Source organism: Mycobacterium simiae (assembly GCF_010727605.1).
Classification (GTDB): Bacteria; Actinomycetota; Actinomycetes; order Mycobacteriales; family Mycobacteriaceae; genus Mycobacterium; species Mycobacterium simiae.
Genome location: NZ_AP022568.1, coordinates 1,060,915 through 1,080,271, shown reverse-complemented (window position 1 = coordinate 1,080,271; position 19,357 = coordinate 1,060,915). Strand labels below are relative to the sequence as shown.

12 protein-coding genes are annotated in these 19,357 nt (G+C 65.4%); 4 read left to right on the top strand and 8 right to left on the bottom strand.

Annotated features, from left to right (window positions below):
* Window positions 1–10: 10 nt before the first annotated feature.
* The 4 genes from G6N33_RS04845 to G6N33_RS04830 all read right to left on the bottom strand — a co-directional run bounded on the left by G6N33_RS04845 (window position 11) and on the right by G6N33_RS04830 (window position 5,583).
* Window positions 11–1,357, bottom strand: a complete 1,347-nt coding sequence (locus G6N33_RS04845; protein ID WP_101528840.1) for an FAD-binding oxidoreductase — start codon at window positions 1,355–1,357, stop codon at window positions 11–13.
* 340 nt (window positions 1,358–1,697) lie between these two features.
* Entirely contained in the window at window positions 1,698–3,233 is a 1,536-nt protein-coding gene (locus G6N33_RS04840; protein WP_044510407.1) for a GMC family oxidoreductase, read from the bottom strand.
* Window positions 3,234–3,374: 141 nt separating this feature from the next.
* Window positions 3,375–4,076, bottom strand: a complete 702-nt coding sequence (locus G6N33_RS04835; protein ID WP_163771473.1) for a helix-turn-helix domain-containing protein — start codon at window positions 4,074–4,076, stop codon at window positions 3,375–3,377.
* Window positions 4,077–4,389: 313 nt separating this feature from the next.
* Window positions 4,390–5,583, bottom strand: coding sequence for a flavin-containing monooxygenase (locus G6N33_RS04830; RefSeq protein WP_101528841.1), 1,194 nt, complete (start codon window positions 5,581–5,583; stop codon window positions 4,390–4,392).
* Between the two features lie 571 nt (window positions 5,584–6,154).
* Here G6N33_RS04830 and G6N33_RS04825 point away from each other — a divergent pair.
* From G6N33_RS04825 to G6N33_RS04815, 4 genes are all read left to right on the top strand, one after another.
* On the top strand, window positions 6,155–6,967 hold the full coding sequence (locus G6N33_RS04825; protein WP_044510408.1) for an alpha/beta fold hydrolase: 813 nt from the start codon (window positions 6,155–6,157) through the stop codon (window positions 6,965–6,967).
* Window positions 6,968–7,305: 338 nt separating this feature from the next.
* Window positions 7,306–7,434: a hypothetical protein gene (locus tag G6N33_RS27720; protein WP_269473934.1), complete on the top strand. Its 129-nt coding sequence runs from the start codon at window positions 7,306–7,308 to the stop codon at window positions 7,432–7,434.
* Window positions 7,435–7,763: 329 nt separating this feature from the next.
* The gene (locus G6N33_RS04820; RefSeq protein WP_163771471.1) at window positions 7,764–12,833 is read left to right on the top strand and encodes a WXG100-like domain-containing protein; all 5,070 of its coding nucleotides are present in this window, start codon (window positions 7,764–7,766) and stop codon (window positions 12,831–12,833) included.
* Window positions 12,834–14,227: 1,394 nt separating this feature from the next.
* Complete coding sequence (locus G6N33_RS04815) at window positions 14,228–14,437, top strand: hypothetical protein (RefSeq protein ID WP_155945953.1); 210 nt, start codon at window positions 14,228–14,230, stop codon at window positions 14,435–14,437.
* 18 nt (window positions 14,438–14,455) lie between these two features.
* Here the strand turns inward: G6N33_RS04815 and G6N33_RS27965 are convergent, their stop codons facing one another.
* From G6N33_RS27965 to G6N33_RS04800, 4 genes are all read right to left on the bottom strand, one after another.
* Window positions 14,456–14,578, bottom strand: coding sequence for a hypothetical protein (locus G6N33_RS27965; RefSeq protein WP_456299189.1), 123 nt, complete (start codon window positions 14,576–14,578; stop codon window positions 14,456–14,458).
* Between the two features lie 251 nt (window positions 14,579–14,829).
* Window positions 14,830–16,083 carry a hypothetical protein gene (locus tag G6N33_RS04810; RefSeq protein WP_044510417.1) on the bottom strand — a complete coding sequence of 418 codons (1,254 nt, stop codon included), beginning with the start codon at window positions 16,081–16,083 and terminating at the stop codon, window positions 14,830–14,832.
* Entirely contained in the window at window positions 16,080–17,426 is a 1,347-nt protein-coding gene (locus G6N33_RS04805) for a condensation domain-containing protein (RefSeq protein ID WP_231382590.1), read from the bottom strand. Before G6N33_RS04805 ends, G6N33_RS04810 begins: the two co-directional genes overlap by 4 nt.
* Window positions 17,427–17,447: 21 nt before the next feature.
* A complete protein-coding gene (locus G6N33_RS04800; RefSeq protein ID WP_044510419.1) occupies window positions 17,448–18,842 on the bottom strand; it encodes a condensation domain-containing protein in 1,395 nt (464 codons plus the stop codon).
* Window positions 18,843–19,357 lie beyond the last annotated feature (515 nt).

The following is a 19,357-nucleotide window of genomic DNA, read 5'->3' as shown; positions in this document are numbered from 1 at the left end:
TTCTCCCCTTCTAACCGGAGTTGGGCAGCGGGATGGCGGTGAACAGCCCGTCCGGGTCGTAGTGATTTTTGGCGGCGATGAGTCGTGTGGCGTTGTCGCCGTAGGCGTTCTCGATCTGATCATGGTCGCCAGGCCCCAGCAGATTGGCGTATCCGCCGGGGAACGCATGCGGCGCAAGCGCTTCCGACAATGCCGCTGCCCAGGCCCGGTGAGTGCTGCCGTCGCCGACCGCCCAGCAGGCGCCGATCTCGACGACGAAATGCGGGTGGCGGTTCGCGAACGCGGTCTGATCGGTGGCCACGCGGGTCGATGCGCCGTGACAGTGGTGGATGGAAATCAGGCTCCGCGGCGAGGTCACCGTGCGTGCGGCCTCGACCAGCGCATCGATGACGTCGGGTGTGTACCCCGCGACCGTGCGAGTGTGAAACGCCCAGCGCAGTCCAGGGACACAGCCCGCGTCGAACAGGCCCAGCACTTCCCGGTAGGAAATGGGCCCAACCTGTGTGGTCAAGGGCGTCCCGAGCGTTGCGAGCAGATCGGCGGCCGCTTCGCCGCGACGAAGATCGCCGCTCCAGGCTGGCTGAAGATAAACTGCCAGATTGCCGTCCGGCCCGGACATCAGTCCGCTCTGCACCGTCAGCTCGTCCGGTGCTGTTGACAACAGCTCAGCTAGCCCGCGCCATACGGTCGCGGCCTGCGCCCACGGAAACATGATCATTCCGCCGATCAACCGATCCAACGGATGCAGCCGCACACGCATCGAAGTGACCACTCCAAAGTTGCCGCCACCACCACGCAGTGCCCAGAACAACTCTGGCTCCCGAGTCGCGTCGGCTGTGACGATTCGGCCATCTGCCAACACAACCTCGGCGCTGAGCAGGTTGTCCAAGGCAAGGCCGAACCTCCCGTTGAGTGGTCCGTAGCCGCCGCCGAGTGTCAGACCGATCATGCCAACACCACCGCAGTTGCCGGTGGCGGCAACCAACCCGTACCGCGCGACCGCGTCGATCAGTTCGCTCGCTACGAGCCCGCCGCCGACTGTTGCGACCCGCGTCCCGGGATCGACGGCGGCACTTCGCAGCCCGGACATGTCGATCACCAGACCGCCGTCGCGCACGGCGCGGCCCGCCCAGTCGTGGCCGCCGCCGAGCACCGAGAGCGGTAGCTCGTGGTCGCACGCCACGCGGATTGCTTCGCGTACGTCGCGTGGTGACTCGGCCTGCACGATCAGCGCCGGAAGATGTTGCACCGCCGCGTTCCAGATCGACGGCGCAGCGTCGGGCACACGCACCTGAGTAGCCTTGATCCGGCTAGCCAGGTCGTTCGCTGCCGCGGTTGTCACACCGGTTGTACTCACTTGTCTCCTATGGGTTTACGACCGTGTCGAGCAAGACGTCGGCGCCGAGGTGAGAGCTTCTGGCGCGTTGTGGCGCGGCCCGCAGTGGCGGGCGTGAGTTCCGGGCAGCGCTTTGGCTGGCGGCGCCGTCACGGCGATCGAGACGCGAAATGCATGGCACGCCGTAAGATTTCATCCGCGCTATCCGCGGCAGCATGTGCTTCGGTCACCCTTGTGACGTTAAGAAACGACGAAACTAACTGCGAGTCCGCGCCCACTGAGTGGGCGGTTGCCCTTGCCCGCTAATTCGCGGGCATGACAGAAACAATCCAGGGACAGCCGACAAAACCGCGCCGCGTTGTTACCTATGCAGCAGCAGATCAGCTGCGTGCTCACCGATCATGATGGCGGGTGCGTTGGTATTGCCGCTGGTGATCGCCGGCATGATCGAAGCGTCTGCGACTCGCAAACCCTCCACGCCGCGGACTCGAAGGTCCGGCTGGACAACGGCATTCGGGTCATCGGCTGCTCCCATCTTGCAGGTGCCGACCTGATGGTGGTACGTGCCCACCGCCCGGCGGACGAAGACGCGTAAGGCGTTGCGAGTCGCAGCCGCGGGTCCTGGAGTGACTTCGGCCTTGCGCCACGGCGTGAATGCCGCTGCCGCTCCGATGTCACGACAGATTTCGACCGCATCGACCATCGCTTCGAGATCGGTGGGGTCGGCCAAAACATTGGGATCTGCCAGCGGCGGGTCGCTTGGGTCGGCGGAAGCCAGCCGCAGCGTTCCGCGCGCTTTCGGCGCCACCAACCCCGCGGCGATCGCATATCCATGCTCGGGGACGGGGCTCGCGTCCGCGGCGTAGGGAATGTGTATGAACAGCGGCTGCAGGTTCGGTGCTGCTCCTTGCCACCCGCTGCTGCGCGCGTACAGCTGTGCTTCGAGCAGGTTGTTAGCACCGACCGCCACCGACTCTTTGGCCGCATAGACGTTGCTAACCAACAGATGATCGTGCAGATTATTTCCGACTGCAGGGAGGTCCACGATCGTGGTAATACCGACCGATTGCAGATGGGCACTCGGTCCGATCCCGCTGAGTAGCAGTATTTGTGGTGAGCCCAAAACACCTGCGCTGAGCACCACCTCCGCGCGGGCGTACGCACGCTGGAGGGGTTGGTTTCCTTGCGAGTACTCCACCCCCACGGCTTGACCCTTGCTCAGGAGCACCCGATGAACGAGGGCCTTAGTGGTCACCGTCAACCGAGGATGAGCCTGCATCGGCGCGACGAAGCTCTTCCACGCACTCATTCGCTCGCCGCGCAACGCAGTGATGTGGTTGTATCCGACACCGACCATCTCCTCGGCATTGAAATCGTCGATCCATTTGTGGCCGAGGGCTAATGCCCCCTCGACGAATGCTTCGGAGAGTGGGTGCGGGTCAGAGATGGTGGAGACCGGTAGCGGTCCAAAAGCACCGTGGTATTCGTCGCCGCCCAGTTGGTGTGCCTCCGAGCGCTTGAACAATGGCAACACCTTGTCCCAGCCCCAATTGGGATCGCCGGTAGTTTGCGCCCAACCCTCGTAATCGCTGGCATGTCCACGTATGTAGATCATCCCGTTCAATGAACTGCTTCCGCCCAGGACTTTGCCCCGAGGCCAAAACAGCCTGCGGTTGTTGGCATGTCGCTGCGGCGTGGTGAAGATGCCCCAGTCCTGCGGGCCGCCCAGTAACTTCGGCCAGCCCTGCAATGAGTGGATCGCGGGGTCGGTATCTGGCGGGCCAGCCTCGATGACGTGCACACTGCGGTCAGCCTCGAGCAGCCTGCGGACAACCACACTCCCGGCCGACCCCGCACCTACCACGACATAATCCGCCACCGTGGACGCGAAATGCATTGGCGTTCCTCCCTTTACGTCACGTCGGGGTGCCGTCTTTGGTGGATTGGTGGCTGTCACCGCGATGACGATGACGCTGAGAAGCCGCGCGACCAACGGCCAATCTGTGCCTACTCGGCGGGTTTTCTCGCTGCTCGCCGGTCACGGTGCGCGAAGGAGGCCCGCGATGCGGGCACCGGTAGCTTTGGTGGCAGCCAACAGCCCAAACGGAGGATGCGGCCCAGCGACAAGAGCCGAAACCGCTGCCGCCGCATTGTCCCCCAGTGGAATCGCTACCGCGACACAACTCACGCCTGCGATCACCCCACCGGCGTCCACGATCGGTGTCGCGGCGCCCAACGCCTTAAAGGCACGCGAGGAAGCACATTCCGGCGGTACCCGCGTTCCGGGTTCAACGAGGAATCCCAGTGGACTTCGACCCTCCACGGCGTCCAGATAAACCGCATCACCGCCGATCAGTGCAGACAACTGCACCGCGGCTCCGGTGGCGGTAGCGAGTTCGGCGATCGGCCGGCGGGCGGCCACCCGCAGTCGACGCTCCGGGCTTACCCGTGAACCCAACCCCAGCAGGCTCGCGCCGAGCCGATAGCGGGTACCGTCGCGGCTGACCGCCCCAACGGCGATCAACTGCTGCAGTAGTCGACGCACCGTCTCCCGCGGGATCCCGCTGGCGTTCGCCAAGTCCAGCAGCCGTACGGGCTCCAACGCACTCACGTGATCTAGCAGCTCAAACGCGCTCTCGATGACTCCGCGACCGTCGTTGCGAACCGAGCCGCGCTGCGCGCCCGCACGCCTGCAGCCGGCCTTACGGTCGGTCAATCGATCCAACTCGGCTTGGTCCACCATCGACCCCTTCATGCTCTGATGCCGACACCGAAGTCACGAACATCCCCGAGCTGATCGCGCAAACACAGCAAAATATTCCGAATAGCGAAAACAACACCCTGTTGTTCACGGGGCGACGCATTCGCTTTGGAGCAGATGCGGCCGAAGTGTTTGGGCATACCTGAACACAGTGGTCTGCGGCCTGAACGGCACCGTGTCCGACTGACCCGCGATTTGACGTGCCGACGCGACGATCGATCGTGTGACCTGCCCGTGGACGCCGTCAGCAGGCATGCCGGCAACTGCATCCGTGTTGCTATGGCGTAATCGATTAGGTGCCGTATTGCGGTTGTTGGGTGCGCGATGCCTCGGCCAGTGCGGCGGGCCGGCACAGGCAGTACGGCGGCGGGCAGCCCTGCGCGATGCGCTTGGCCAGCTTTCGGGATTGTTTGGCTACATGGCCAAGCAGCGCGGGGCGGCTGAGCAGACCATGGAAGTAGAGGCCGTCGGCAGCGGGGAACGGTGCCAGCGCGGTGGGTGCGCCTTCGGGCGTGAGCACGTCCAAGTGTCCGACCAACGGATGCAGGCCGGGGCGATATCCAGTGGCGCAGATCATCACGTCCGGCTGCACCCGTGCACCGTCGGCCAGCGCCACCATGGCGCCCTCGAGTTCGCTGACCGCTCCGACGACCTCGACGGACCCGTCGCGCACCGCGTTGATGACGTCGGGGTCAACGACGGTGGGTGCGGCCCGCAGCCGGTGGGCTCTTGTGAACGGGCCCTCAGCGGGAACGGGCAGACCGAATTCCTCGAGGTCGCCGAACGCTCGGTGGCGGGCGACGGCAGCGATCCGGTCGGCCATCTGCGCGGGCAGGTGAAACAATGGGACTGATACGACGTCATTGGGCAGTCCGGCAGGGCCTCTGCGCGGCATGATGTTTGGCGGCGTTCGCACCGATAGCCACACTTTGCTTGCTGCGCTCGTGGTGAGGTTATGGGCAATTTCCATACCGGACGAGCCGGAGCCGACGACCAGCACGCGCTTGTGCGCGTATCGCGCCGGGTTTCGATAGCTGCTGGAATGTAGCAACTCGCCGGTGAAGATGCCCGGCCAGCTCGGGATAAACGGAGTGTGCTCGTAACCGGTGGCGACCACTACGATTCGGGCGTCAAGGTCCCCGTTCGACGTCGTCAATCGCCAGCCCGGGCCATGGTGGTCGATGCGGTCAACCGTGGTATTGAGCAGGAGCTGGATACCATCCTCGCGAGCATGCCGGTCAAGGTGAGCGACAACTTGGTCACGAGTCGGATAGACCGGAGTGCCTCTCGGGTAGCGCCGCCCGGGCAGGTGGGAGAACTGTCGACCGGTGTTGAGCCTGAGCCCGTCGTACCGACCGCGCCACGACGCCGCCACCACGTCGGCTCGGTCGACGAGTAATGACCGAATTCCCTTGTCTCTGAGGCTTAGTGCGGCAGATATGCCGGCCGGGCCGGCGCCGACAATCACAATTAACCGGTCAGGCATCCGTTGGTCACCTCTCGCTCGATTGGCACGGACGATTCGTGTTCGACAAAGCCGCTGCGCCGCAACGGTCGGCGATACCGGTAAGCGCAGCGTTGTGCCTGCCCATGGTCTACGACGTTACGAAGGGGCGGGCCGTGCAGCGAAACGTGCGCCCACTGAGTGGGTTTCCCGATGACTGACAATTCGGGGCACTTGACCTGCATGACCTGCTAGGCCGTGTGGCGGTCAGGCCATCAGCGGTCCACCGAACCCTGGGACGGCACCGATTGGGAACAGCGCAAGCGCGATGACCAGAAAGTTGCGCCTGGTCGCCAATTCATGGTGAAGGAACGTTCCAGGGGAAGAGGCACAATCGCAACACGTTGTTACCCATCGAGCAGCAGATCAGCTGCGTGCTCACCGATCACAATGACGGGTGCGCTGGTGTTGCAGGGTCGCGATCGTCGGCGTTGGCAATCTCTGATGTCAGGTAGTGCACCAGCACCCCGAAGGCAATCGCAAATCGCGTATACAACTACGGTGCGGGGAATCACCGCCCAGCACCGACGTGCGACGCTCAGTTAGGACGGGTATGCCCACATTCACGCACGGTTCAGCGACTATTTCCTACTCGGACACCGGAGCACCGCCGGGACGCCCTGACGCGCCGACCGTGTTCTTCGGCCATGCCCTGCTGTTCGGAGGCTGGATGTTCAATCCACAGATCGCCGCGCTGAAAAGCCAATACCGCTGTGTAGCAATCGATTGGCGCGGCCAAGGCGACAGTCCTGCCACGAACGACGGCTATGACATGGACACGCTGACCGATGACGCTATCGCCCTGATCGAGTCGCTCGGTGTGGCGCCCGTACACTACGTCGGATTGTCGATGGGGGGATTCGTCGGCCAGCGCATCGCCGCCCGCCGTCCGGAATTGATTCGCACGCTGGTGCTTCTAGACACCAGCGCCGGTCCCGCGCGCGACGCCGCCAAATACAAATTGCTGAGCACAATCTTCCGGTTGACGGGCATTGGGATGCTGCGAAAACCGGTGCTGCCAATGGTATTCGGTCCCACGTTCCGCGCAGATCCTTCAAACAAGCCGGTGATCGAAGGATGGGAGCGGGCGCTGCGCCGTAGTCGACGCTCGGGTATCAGCAAGGCCACCATTGCTGTTGCAGACCGACTGCCGATGGAGAACGAGATTGGACGCATTCAGGCGCCCACGCTGGTCATCGTCGGCGCCGACGATGTCGCTACGCCGCCTGACGAGTCACAACGCATCGTCGAGCTCATCCCGGGGGCCCGCCTGGTGACCATCCCGGACTCCGGCCACTCCACCACGCTCGAGCGGCCGGACATCGTTACCGAACTGCTCCGCAGCTTCCTGACGGCGGCCACCTAGAGACCGCCGACCCCGTCGGGGTTGTCTCCGAACCGAGCGGGTGAGATGCCCGGTGCGGATTGCATGGATCGGCTTATTTCGCCAGGCAGCTCGTCGCGGTAGTACGCCTGTCGGTTGAGGCCGTCGATGTTGGGATCGACGATGCGTTTTCGCCTCAGTGATCGGCACTTTTTCGGTGTAGCAGGTTGGCAAACTCACCTGCGGCCGGTAGGGGGTCGGTTTGGTGTTGGGGGTGGCGTGGTGGGGCGGTGTTTGTGGCGTGGGTGTTCTAGCGGTGGGGGTGGTGGGCGGTGATGCTGGCGGCGGTGGCTCGTGAGCGTGGTGCGAATAGTAGGGGAATGAGCACTATGGGTGCGGTGGGTTTTGTGGTGTCGTCCGGTGGGGTTGCTGGGCCGCGGGATCGATTCTCCGTGCCGGGACCGCAGGTCGAGTTCTTGTGCACCGGTGGGTTGCGGCGCGCGCGGTGACCGGTGGGGCCGATCAGGGGTGTTGAGGTCGGTGGGGGGTGACTGCGCACGGGGTGACCGATCGCGTCGCGGGGAGTTCGCATCCGGCAGCTGTGCGGGCGACGGGGTCGTTGATGCGGCTGTCCTCGCGTGGAGAGCTGTGCTGGCTTGGTGTGGTGGGTTGCGCCGGTCTGCTGGTGGCGGGATGGGCGACGCGGTGATGGTGGGGCTCGTGGTGGAAACGCCTCTGTGGGGTGGGGGGGTGTGGGGTGGGTATTGAGATTCCGCCGGAGTTGCAGTGGGTTGCGTATTTGACGGGTCAGCAGTGGCCTCAGGGTGATGAGACGGCGATGTTTGCTCTTGCTGGCGATTGGAATGGTGCGGGCGAGCAGTTGTCGGATGTGGTGTCGGGGTTGGAGCAGGCGCAGTCGCAGGTGTCCTCGTCGTTGACCGGTCAGACGGCGAATGCGGTGGCGGGGGTGTTTGCGTCGTTGTTGTCGGGGGATTCGTCGGTGTCGTCGGTGGCGGGGTCGATGACGTCGTTGGGGAATTTGGCTGAGCAGACCGGGACGCAGATTCAGTACACCAAACTGCAGATTTTGAGTTCGTTGGCGATTGCGGCGTATGAGATTGCGACGGCGTTGTGGGAGGCGGATTTTACGTTTGGTGGGTCGTTGGCGTGGATTCCGGCGATTGAGGCGATCACGGTGGCCGCGGTGCGGGAGTTGGTCGAGCAGTTGTGGGATCGGATCGCGGCGTTGTTGTCGCAGGTGGTGACTAAGGAGGGGTTGGCAGCCTTGGGTAAGGCTGCGTTGGTGCAGGCGGGGCATTTGCTTCCCGGTATTGCCGAGTCGGTGGCTGAGGGGGTGGTGCAGGGTGTGGTGCAGGATTTGTTGATTCAGGACTTTCAGATATTGGAGGGGGTTCGTAACGGTCTTGATGTGCAGCAGACCATCGACATTGGGGTGAGTGGGCTTGTCGGTGGGGTGGTGGGTCCGGTTGTGCATCATGGGTTGGCTCATGTGGTGGGGCAATCGAGCAGCATTGTGGGGAAGGCGCTCAGCGGGGTGGGGACCCATTTCGGGGTGGGGGTGGTCGCCAATGTCGCGGGGACGGTGGCCACGGGGGGCAGTGTGGATGCGGCCGATATTTTTGGGGGGGCGGCCGGGGGAGCGCCGTCGGGAGGAATCCGCAGTTTCGAACACGGCGGGGCTCACGGCGCAGGGGATGACGAGGCCCACCCGGTGGCGGTGCCCGACACCAAGCCCACCACCCCCCACACCGACACCGACTTCCCTGCCGGTGGTGGGGGGTCGGGTGATCGGCTATTCCGGCCACCGCCAGACGAGCAGGCCCCGTCGAACACCTCGAACACCTCCGACGAGGGCGCTGGTGCTGATCCTGCTGGGGCGCAGGGAATTTCGACTGACATCAACGGGGCCGGCTCACTAGCGCAGACCAATACCACCCCGACCGCCAAGGGCCCAACACCGGCGGGCACGGCATCACCCAACGGTGCCGGGTCGTCCGCGCGTGGGGAGGTATCGGCTGAGACTGGCGGGTCGGCGGCCGGTGCCGGGTCGGGCTCGCAGCGTGATCTGTCGGCTGTCGGCGGTACCTCGGTGGCTGGTGCCGGACACGATGCCGGTGGTAGTAGCGGGGTGTCGGCGTCCTCAACGGTGGCGGGTGGGGGAGAGAACACCTCCACCTTTACTCATGGTGCGGGGCAGGGCAGTGTGGGGCAGTCCTCGGGCCTGGTTGCCGATGCGGCGACGACTGCTGGGGTATCCAAGTCGGCGACGACTGGGTCGGTGTCGTCGGGTCGGGGGTTGGTGAGCGGGTCGGCAGGGGCGGCGGCCAGCACGTCGGTGGCCGATTCCTCCCACCATTCGTCGGCGGCGGGGTCGGCATCGTCCTCGGCGTCGCGGTTGGCCCATCAGCCCGCGGCTGCCCCGTCCGCGACATCGGGTGTGGCCCAGTCGTTTACCCACACCGCAGGCCGCGCCGAAGGTGGGGCCGCTGCGGCGGGGGGTCAGCACTCTGAGGGTCATGCTGTGTTGGGTTCGGTCAGTGCGGGCTCTTCGACCGCCGCCTCGTCGTCGGTGGCCGCCGACCCGCCGCCCCCGGCGCCCGCGGCGGTGGATGGTGGGACGGGTGCACCTGATGCGGGTCCGGGTGTGGTGTCGGCGTTGGGTTCTGATCAGGGGGATGCCGCGTCGCCACCGCCCGTTCAGTTTTCCCTCGGGCATGCGGCTTCGCCCGCTAATGCCCAGGGGTTGGCCACCCCCAACGGGGATGGCGCCGGGGGTCTGTCGGATCGGCCGGGAAGTGTGGGGTCGGATAGTTCGGCACCGGCGGTGGTGTCCTGGGAGCAGCTGGCTGGTGATACCTCGCCCGCCGGCGCGGCGGGGGCCGCGACGGCCTGGGCAGGCTTCGGCGTCGCGGGTGGTGGTGATGGCGGTGTTGAGGGTTTCTTGGTGTCTGACGGTGCTCAGCAGCGCGAGGAGCACCTCGATACAGCGATGGCGGTGCCGGATGCGGGATTGTCCGTTCCGGGGGGCAGCGGTTCGGGTGTCCTGGACGGCCCCGTTGTGGGGGGTGGCGCGAGTGTGGCTGGCGGCAAGCCGGATTCGGAAATCCTGCAGGTGCGGGGTTTGGTCGGGTTGTCGGAGTCGGGGGCAGCAGGTGGTGAGGCGCGGGTGTCGGGGTCGGCGACCGAGGCCGCCGGTGGTGGGTCGCGGGGGACGCCGGCGGACAGGCCTAGTGGTTCGTCGGCGGTTCCCGGTGGTGCTGGGCGGTCGTTGCGGTCGGAGCCGGTGGTGGTGGCGCGGTCTGCTCAGGGGCCGGTGGCGGGGGCGGGTAAGGCGTCGTCGGAGGGTGGTGGGGGGTCCCATGCGGGTCGGGGGTCCACGACCGAGCACCTCGGTGATGACACCGAGGCGGTCGGTGCCGGGGACGGTGCCACCAGGTCCATGGCGGGCGCCCCGCCGGCGGGGACTGACCATGTGCAGCGAGCAACCACCACTGTTAAACCCCCGCACGACAGTGCGAACGGTGTTAAACCGCCGCGCGACAGTGCGAACGGTGTTAAACCGCCGCGCGACAGCGTGAACGGCGATGACGTACACCCGTTCCCCGGCAACGACAGTCATCGTTCAACCGAGGGATCATCGACTGCTGGCGACCACGACCACGACCACGACAGCCAAGACAGCCAAGACAGCCAAGACAGCCAGGGGCACCAGGGCGGCCATGATCCGGTCGAGCGATCCGACACCGCACATCCCCGCTCCATCGAGCCCGTGGCCACCCACGCGACCGACGGTGGCGGGGAGGGGGTGGGTCGTGGCGGCGAGCCGGACTCGGAGTGGGTGGAGCAAGGCGACTCTGGTGTGGATTCTCATTGGGCGGCTTTAGCGGGGCAGGGCAGCGGGGCTGGTTTGCCGGTGGCGCGGGCGGTCCATGACGACGACGGTGGGTCCCACCAGTCCGTTGATCGGGGGGCTTTAGCACCGCACAGCAAGAAAAGCGATTCTTCTGTTGAGTCTGATTCGGTGGCTTCTGCGGGTGGGTGGCGGGGGGTGAGGACGCCGTTTGATCAGTGGCAGCGGTTGGTGCGGGCTGATCCTGAGCGCGCTGCGGCGGTGTTGGCCGATGCCTCAAAGATGTTGGAGGCCACCGGGATCGAGGGGGAATGGGTTCAGCGGGCTTATGGCGGGCTTAGCGAGGGTGAGCGTCGGCTCAATACCCGGGCGTTGGCTCAGGTGTTGGTCCACCGAGTGCTCACCGGTGAGTCCTATCCCGGCGGTAAAGGAGGCGCCCGAGACCAACACGGCCACCACGACGATGCCGAGAACCCCGACCACGAACCCGGACCCAGTGACCACGGCGATGCCGAGAACCCCGACCACGAACCCGGCCCCAGTGACCACGGCGATGACCCCGGCAATGTAAGCATCCGGGACTTCACGGTCTACGAGCAAGGCCAAATCGCATTCCGGTTGTACAACCAGAGTCATTACGTGTATGTCGGTGTGGAACACGCCAACACAACGGTGTGGGTGCGGTTTGTTGAAGATCATGACGTTGACGATCATGCCGTTACCGTCGTGACGGTCTTTACTTCCGCGGCAAACCCGATAGGTCACTCTGTCACCATCGATCCCCGCAGCGACAAGACCTATCACACCACCCGTGATCCAAACACCCGGGAGTTAATAGTCAACCCCCACGGCGTGATCTCAGTCTCGTTGAAGGGGCAGCCTCATTACGTGGGTGTCGGTAAGAAACACGCCGGCACAGAGGTGCGGGTGGAGATTGTTGAGGATCATGACGTTAGGGTCGTGACGGTTTTTGACTCTGCGGGAAACCAGATAAATGAGTCTGTCACTATCGATCTCAACAGCGACAGACGCAGCCACACCACCCTCCCGCCCCGTGATCTAAGCACCCGGAAGTTAACGGTCAACCGCTACGGCCAGATCTCGCTCTCGTTGCACGGACAGCCTCATCGAGTGGGTCTCGGTATCGACAACGCTGACACAGAGGTGCGGGTGGAGATTGTTGAGGATGATCACGGCGTTGCGGTCGTGACGGCTTTTGACTCTGCGGGAAACCAGATAAATGAGTCTGTCACTATCGATCTCAACAGCGGCAAGACCAGCCACACCACCCTCCCGACCCGCGATCCAAGCAACCGGGAGTTAAAGGTAAGCAAGGGAGGCAAGCTCTCACTCTCGTTGCACGGACAGACCCACAAAGTGAGTGTCGGTAAGAAACACGCCGGCACACACGTGCGGGTGGAGATTGTTGAGGATCATGACGTTAGGGTCGTGACGGTCTTTGACTCTGCGGGAAACCGGATACGTACGGTCACTATCGATCTCAACAGCGGCAGGACCAGCCACAGCGACCTTCCGCCTCGGGGCGGCGCGGCGGGCGGTGGCGCGGTGGGTGAGGGCTCGGATGTGGTGGTGGGTGAGGGTTCTGGTGTGAAGCGGGAGCGGCCGGGGTCGCCGCTTGTGGAGCCGGTGGCGGGGGTGGGTGCGTGGCATGAGCAGCCGCTGGATCAGTCCCGGACAGGGTTTCAGCGTCTACTCCCATGGCATGGCGATTTGACCGGTGATACGACCCAGTGGGAACCACCGCGTTTTGATGTGGATAACCAGTTGATTGTTCATCATCGGATGGAGCCGATCCCGTGGTTGGATGACGTGTTTCCGCTGCGGGATCTTGATGATCCGTTGGGGCGGGTCCATCGTGATTTTGCTGATGTCGACGGGTCAGTTCATCCGCGTGTGCAGGTGCAAAGTGTGCAACTGGGTTTCTCCGTTCGCGAGACGCAGCAACGACTGCGTGGTCTGCCGGCGGAGGCGGTGGAGGCCTTGCCCGCGGTGGTGCGGGCTGAATGGAGCGGTTGATCAACAACTCGCGGCGGGGGGCGCCGCCTCCGCCGCCGGGAGTCAGGCGTACCGAGGTGCGCCAGTTGACGGCCGCCGACGTGCAACCCCATGAACAGGTTCTGATAGGCCAGTACGGTTTGTTCGCTACGCCTCAGGTGGGCACCGGGGGCCAGGGACAGATTTTGGGTATGTATTTGGGGGCGTTGCTTCATGGACCGGACGACCTAGAGCGAGCAGAGGACCTTCACCCGGGTGCCAGCCAGTACATGATGGATGTCGACGGTGGCTCCAGTCGCCGGGTGTCGTCCTATTCTGCTGATGGGGGCGGTAATAGCACTGCTTTTGCTAATACCGCGGTGTTGCCTTTTAGATCAGGCCAGACCCCTGCCCTGGATCGTGGTCGGGTTAATGCCGCGTTTGTTTCGTTTCGCGTCAACCTCACCGATAACCAGGGCAATCTCACCCATGAATATGTTCCGGTGCTGGTGGGATTTGACAACCTGCGCCCCGGGGACCAGGTGATTGTCAACTACGGTAACCGGTTCCAACTCGAGCCTTCCGCTCGTGCGCAACGCGCTGCACGGCGTGCAGCCGAGCCGGAACGCAAACGCATCAAAACAGAACACCCCGCCACCGACTCGATGGACACCGACCCCCCACCCCCACCACAGCCCCGACCCCGGCCAGCCCCAGACCCGGCCCCGGCCCCGGCCCCGGTGGCAGGGCCCTCCCACCCTCGGGGCCTCCCGCCGCAAGCACCTGCCGCCTCCTCACAGCGGCCCCCGGCCCCGGCGCCGTCGGGGGGTGGGCTGTTTCGGCGACCCGCCCCGGCACCGGCCGCGGTGGCAGGGCCTTCCCACCCCCGAAACCTCCCCCCAGCACCGCAAACACCGGCCGCCTCCTCGCACCGGCCCCCGGCCCCGCCGCCGTCGGGGGGTGGGCTGTTTCGGCGACCCGCCCCGGCACCGCCTCCGGCCGCGGGGCCCTCTCACTCCCGAAACCTCCCACCGCAATCTGCCTCCTCCTCGCACCGGCCCCCGGCCCCGCCGGGGGGTGGGCTGTTTGGGCGACCCGCAGCGCCACCGGCACCGGCCGCGGGGCCCTCCCAGCCCCGAAACCTCCCACCGCAATCTGCCTCCTCCTCGCACCGGCCCCAGCCGCCGCCGGCGGCCGGGTTGTCTGGGCGACCCGCAGCGCCACCGGCACCGGCCGCGGGGCCCTCCCACTCCCGAGGCTTCCCCCCGCAATCTGCCTCCTCCTCGCAGCGGCCCCAGCCGCCGCCGGGGGGAGGGTTGTTTGGGCGGCCCGCAGCGCCACCGCCTTGGGTCGCGGACCTAGCCCACCAATTCAGCCAGCCTGGTGGCCCCCCGGCAAACGTCTGGGCGCAATTTACCCGTCAGGCCCTGCAGCCGGTGCCCTTCACCACCGCATTCATCGATCAGTTTTCGGAAAACATCCGCAGGCAAATAGGTTCACAAAGGCCCGAAGACCAGCCCGACGCACTGGTGCAGTACCTGCGGGACTGGCTGGAACGTTCGCAACAGTATCCTGAAGTGTCCGCAGTCTTGCGGCGCTTACTCGACGCGGCTAGAGATCTGCGCGCCAACATCCCACGACAATGAACACCCACAACGAACTCCTCACACCATCTCCACATGAGCAGCCCCCCACACCAGGGTGGTCTTCTCGGCGCCGTGCCCACGACATGTCGGTGGACTGAAAACCGCAATTCCCTTGTCCTGCAGGCCCAGCGCGGCAGACATCCCTGCCGGGCCGGCGCCGATAATCACGACCGGTCAGGCGTCCGTGGTTACCTCTCGCTCGATTGGCACAGACGGATTCGTGCCAGACGAAGCCGCTGCGCCGCAACGGTCGGCGATACCGGTGAGCGGCGCGCTGTATTTGTCATGGCGTACGACGTTAGGAAGGACCGGGCCATGCAGCGAAACCTGCGCCGACTGAAGGGGTTCCTGACGCCGGAACTTCGCAGGTCTACTGACTGAAAATGCGGCGGTTACGTCATCAGCGGTCCGCCAAACCCTGGGACGGCACCGATCGGGATTAGCGCCAGCGCGATTACGAGAAAAGCGAAGAGACGCAATGTCTTCGGGCCGCGCTGTTGCTCGATCTCCGGCCTCCCTGCGGCGAAGAGGATGAACACGATGCCCACGTCGAAGGCAAGGATGGTCAGCCAGCGCGTCCAGTCGTAGCCGGTGAGGAATACTGGGACGATCAACATCGCCCCCGCCAGCCCCCACGTCGTCCGGCCCTGCAGCGTCTCGGCGAACGCGCGCAGCGGCACGCCGGACACCGCGCTGATACCCCACAACGTCACGACGAGCCCGGCAACGCCGAACACGAACGACGCCGTGAGGCCGACCACCCCGATATGGCCGACGCTTCGGAGCGCATCGACGATCCCGTGGTCGTAGCTCGGCATCACGTTGCGGCAGACCCAGTCGTGGTAGTCGGTGTGACGCGGCCGCCCGTCGATCACGTAGCCGACCAACGTCGACGGTGAGGTGATCGTGGCGAATGGATTGGGCAGCATGCGATGCGGAACCGACGCACACAGTTGGGGCGCAATGTCGTGACGGCCGAACACTGCCACGGCGGCAGTAGTCAACACACCCGGTACCACCGCCAGCAGCGCGCCGGTACCCTGGCTGGCTGAAAGCACACCGCCGAGGACGAGCACCGCCAGCACAGCCCCCAACGTAAATTGCAGCCCCACCGCCTCGTGCACCAGCGTCAGTGCCGCGGTCGCGACGCCGTAGACCAGGCACAGGCCCATCGCCGTCGGACGGGAACGTGCGAACGTCAACCCCGTGGCGAACAGCGCCAGGGCCGCCCCGCCGAACAGGTCGGGTCGAGCGGAGTAGGCGGCGAACGGAATGCCGAAGGGCAGCAACGGAATCAGCATTACAGCCATCAGGCGACGTTCGGACCGGTGCCGCCGCACCAGCGCCCCGGCGGCGACAGCCGCCAGGCCGCACAAGTAAACCGCGGTGGACATCCACCGCAGACCGAGGGTGACTGCGAAGTAGCGGCCGGGAAACATGCCCACCAATTGACCGGCCAGACCGCGCCGGACGAATCCGTGTGCGTAGCTGGCCGAGTAGTACGACATCCAGTACACGTCCAGCGGCACGACGGCTATGGCGAACCACAGCACCACCGCCGCCCACAGCGCTAAAACCACGCCGAGCCCGACATAAAGTCGTTGGCGGGCAGGGGGATTCACGCGGAGACGCGGGTTCGTCGTCAGGACTCCTCCCCATACACGGCAGTGGTGCCCAGGCCAAGGTCCGCGAGCGCATCACAGGCGAGCTCGCGGGTGGCGGCAGCACTGTTGTCGACGGCACACTGATAGGCGGCGACGGCGATGAACCGATCGCCGTTGACAGTCCCAGTAGCGCCGAATAATTGGCCGCCGACCTGCTCGATCCGGTGGCAGGTGAGGCCCGGCTCAACGAGCCGGATCGACATGTTGGTCGCCGCGTCGCCGTCGATGCGGGCGATGGCGGCATCGAACCTGCCCATGTTGGAGCACCCCACCGGCAGTCGGTCGGCCGCCATGGCGATGCATTCGGCCCGCCGCGCCAGCCATCGGGGCGTGAACGGGACGAGCGGCAGCCCCGCCAGCATCTCGTGGGGCTGGGTGCCCAACGAGATCAGCCGGTTCCTAATGTCCGCACGCACGGCGGTCAGGTCCTCGTTCACCCGCCGGCCGTCGACGGTAAGTGTGATCGAGGTCAGCGCGTTGGCGCGGTCGTCGTCGACCCCGCGGTCGCTGACCGGCAGGACCACGGTCACGGACTTTCCGTCAGCGTGCACTCGGCCCATCCGCTGCGCCAGTGCGGCCATGTAGGCGACGAAAAGGCTGTTGCCGCTTCCGTTGAGGCTGCGCGCCCGGGCCTCCCACGCCGCAGCGTCGGTGTGCAGCGTCACCGCGGGCAGCGCGGTCAGGTCATCGTCGACCCGTATGGGTGGCCGGCGCCCCCGCGGCGGGCCCTGCTGACTCGACTTAGCCTCGATCGCTACCCGCAGGGTGGCGATCAGCGCGCGAATGGCCGCGGGCAGGGCCGCGACGGCGTCGACCAGATCCTCGACCACTGCACGATATTGGGTGCGCGAATTCGGTTGTGGATAACCAAGATTGCGCCGTGTTCCGCCAACCGCGTCGGTGATGGCCGTTGCCAACCCGAGTCCGTCGACGATGCAGTGTGATGTCACCAGTGTGACGGCCGCGCCCCCGTCCTCCAACGGCAGCACGCCCAGATGAAATGTGGGCCCGTGCTCCGGGTCGACGGGAATTCGCGCACGGGTCTCCATCCACGAACCGACCTGCGATCGTGGCCGTCGCGTCTCGACGACGATGTCCGGGGAGCGGTGGTCGACCACCCAGCGGTGGCGCCCGAACGGCAACCGCGAACGCTCGATCCGCCGTCCGAGCAAGCCGGCGCCGAGGAGGTCGTTGAAGCGCTGCAACGCATCGAGGTCGACGTCGCGGTCGTACACCCAGGTGCATTGCACCGCGCTACCTTGGCCATTGGCCCGCAGCCGCAAAAAAGCCGCTTGATCCAGCAGCGCCAGCCTCGCGACGCTCACCCCGCGCCGGCCGTGCCTTCCTCAGCCATCGGTGTGCGGCTGGTCGCTGTCGCATACGCGGACGAACTCGGCTCGCATCGCCTCGACATAGCGGCGAACGGAACTGCGGGCCAATTCGGTGCCCGGGTAGGCGACCACCACCTGCGTTTTGCCGTGCATGCGATTGACCCACATGCACACCGTCTCCGGCAGCCGGTTATCACCCCAGATGCCGGCCCGCAGATCGTTGTAGTCGTCCCCAAAGGGCAGCTTGCGAATGTCGATGTAGGACAGCATCGGGACGGGACGTTCGGGAACCGAGATGCCACCCGACGATCCGTCCGGCGTCTCGAGCAGGTGATAGAACGGCACCCCGCCGAGGGCGGCGTTGGTGTCGAACGACGCCTGTGCGGCCCGGACAACCTCCTGGAACGAGGCGTCCGCGGTGGGAATCGTCAACGGGACGAAACTCGCCAGCCAACCGACCGTGAGGGCGTGGGCGGGCTCGCGGCGATTGTCGAACGGCGTGAGGCCGAAGTACGTCGCGGCGCCGGTCAATCGATGCTCGGCCAGGGCCGCGCAGGCGAACACACCGCCGCTGAATCGCGCGCCGGCCGCTCGGCACGCCGCCTCGAAACGTCGGCCCTGATCGGCATCGATGAGGTCGAACACGTCGATGGCGCCCGGCGTGTCCGGGGTCGCGTCACCAAGCTCCAACGGGAACTGGGGCAGCGCACCGTCGTTCGCGGCGACGAAGTCGCGCCAGGACTGAATTTCGGGAGAGGCCTCATCCAGGCCGGCGGTGTACGCACGTTGTTTCGCGCTGTACTCGCGGTAACTGGCCGCGGGTATCAGTGTCGCCTCCCCGCTCTGCAGCGCGCTGAAGTACATCGTCTGGATGTCGAGGAAAATCACACCGGCCGACATCCCGTCGGCTCGCAGGTGGTCGATCGCAATCAAGACGGTGAAGTGGCCGTTCCCCTGAATCACGCCGAACGTGAAGCAATCCCATTGCATCGGATCCGGAGTGTTCAGCAACAGTTTTCGGATCTGCGCCGCCTCCATCCGACCGAGATCCTTGGGCGCTAAGGTGATCGCCTCCGGCTCTGCGATCACGTAGCGATGGATTTCGTCGTTGTCGCAGAAAGAGAACCGGTCGTGATAGGTGTCGTGGCGGCGCACGTGGCCGTTGACCGCCTGCGTCATCGCGTCGATATCGCAGGTGCCTCCGATTTCCCACGCTCCGATGCACAACCGTGGAATATCGCGGCCGAGGCCGACCTGACGCCGGTAGTAGTGAAGATGTTGCGACTGCTGGTAACTCACCGGTGCGGGGTGTGGGTATGCTGCGGCCGCGCAGGCGTACGTCGACGCGGTGGGGCACCAGGACACGACCTCGCCCTCAGCCGTCCAGTCGTCAACTGTGCCCAAGAACACGCCCGCACGCCCTTCATGCCGACAATGAGCGACGCCACCCCCCGCTCGATAACGTGACGACCCTAACGTGACTGTGCAATTCGTGCAGACCAAGGTCCGGCCGGATGAACACTCGCTAAACAATCCCGTGTCCGCTTGACGGGTGAACCAAATGGCTACTCGCGCGCAAGATCTCGCAATCAGGCTGATTCGAGACCCGCGCCGGTCTGAGATCTACATCACTGATAGACACAGCCTCGCTGAGCTCTGAGGATGACGACGGCGAGCAAGGCGGGGTCGCTGTGTCTGGCCACGGCGGCCCACCCGATTTGGCTCGCGCCAGGGCTGACATGGGCCCCACCCACGGGTCAGCTCCGCGGCTGGACACCCCGATCGCCGACACGCTCGCAACCTTGGTGGTCTTCGTGCTCAGTCCGGCGTTTCGCGTTCGAGCTGCTCCGACACCGACGGTTGACCGACTGCGGTTCTAGCTCATAGCCGTCGTGGCCGTGCTGTGAGCGGTGCGGCTGACCGCA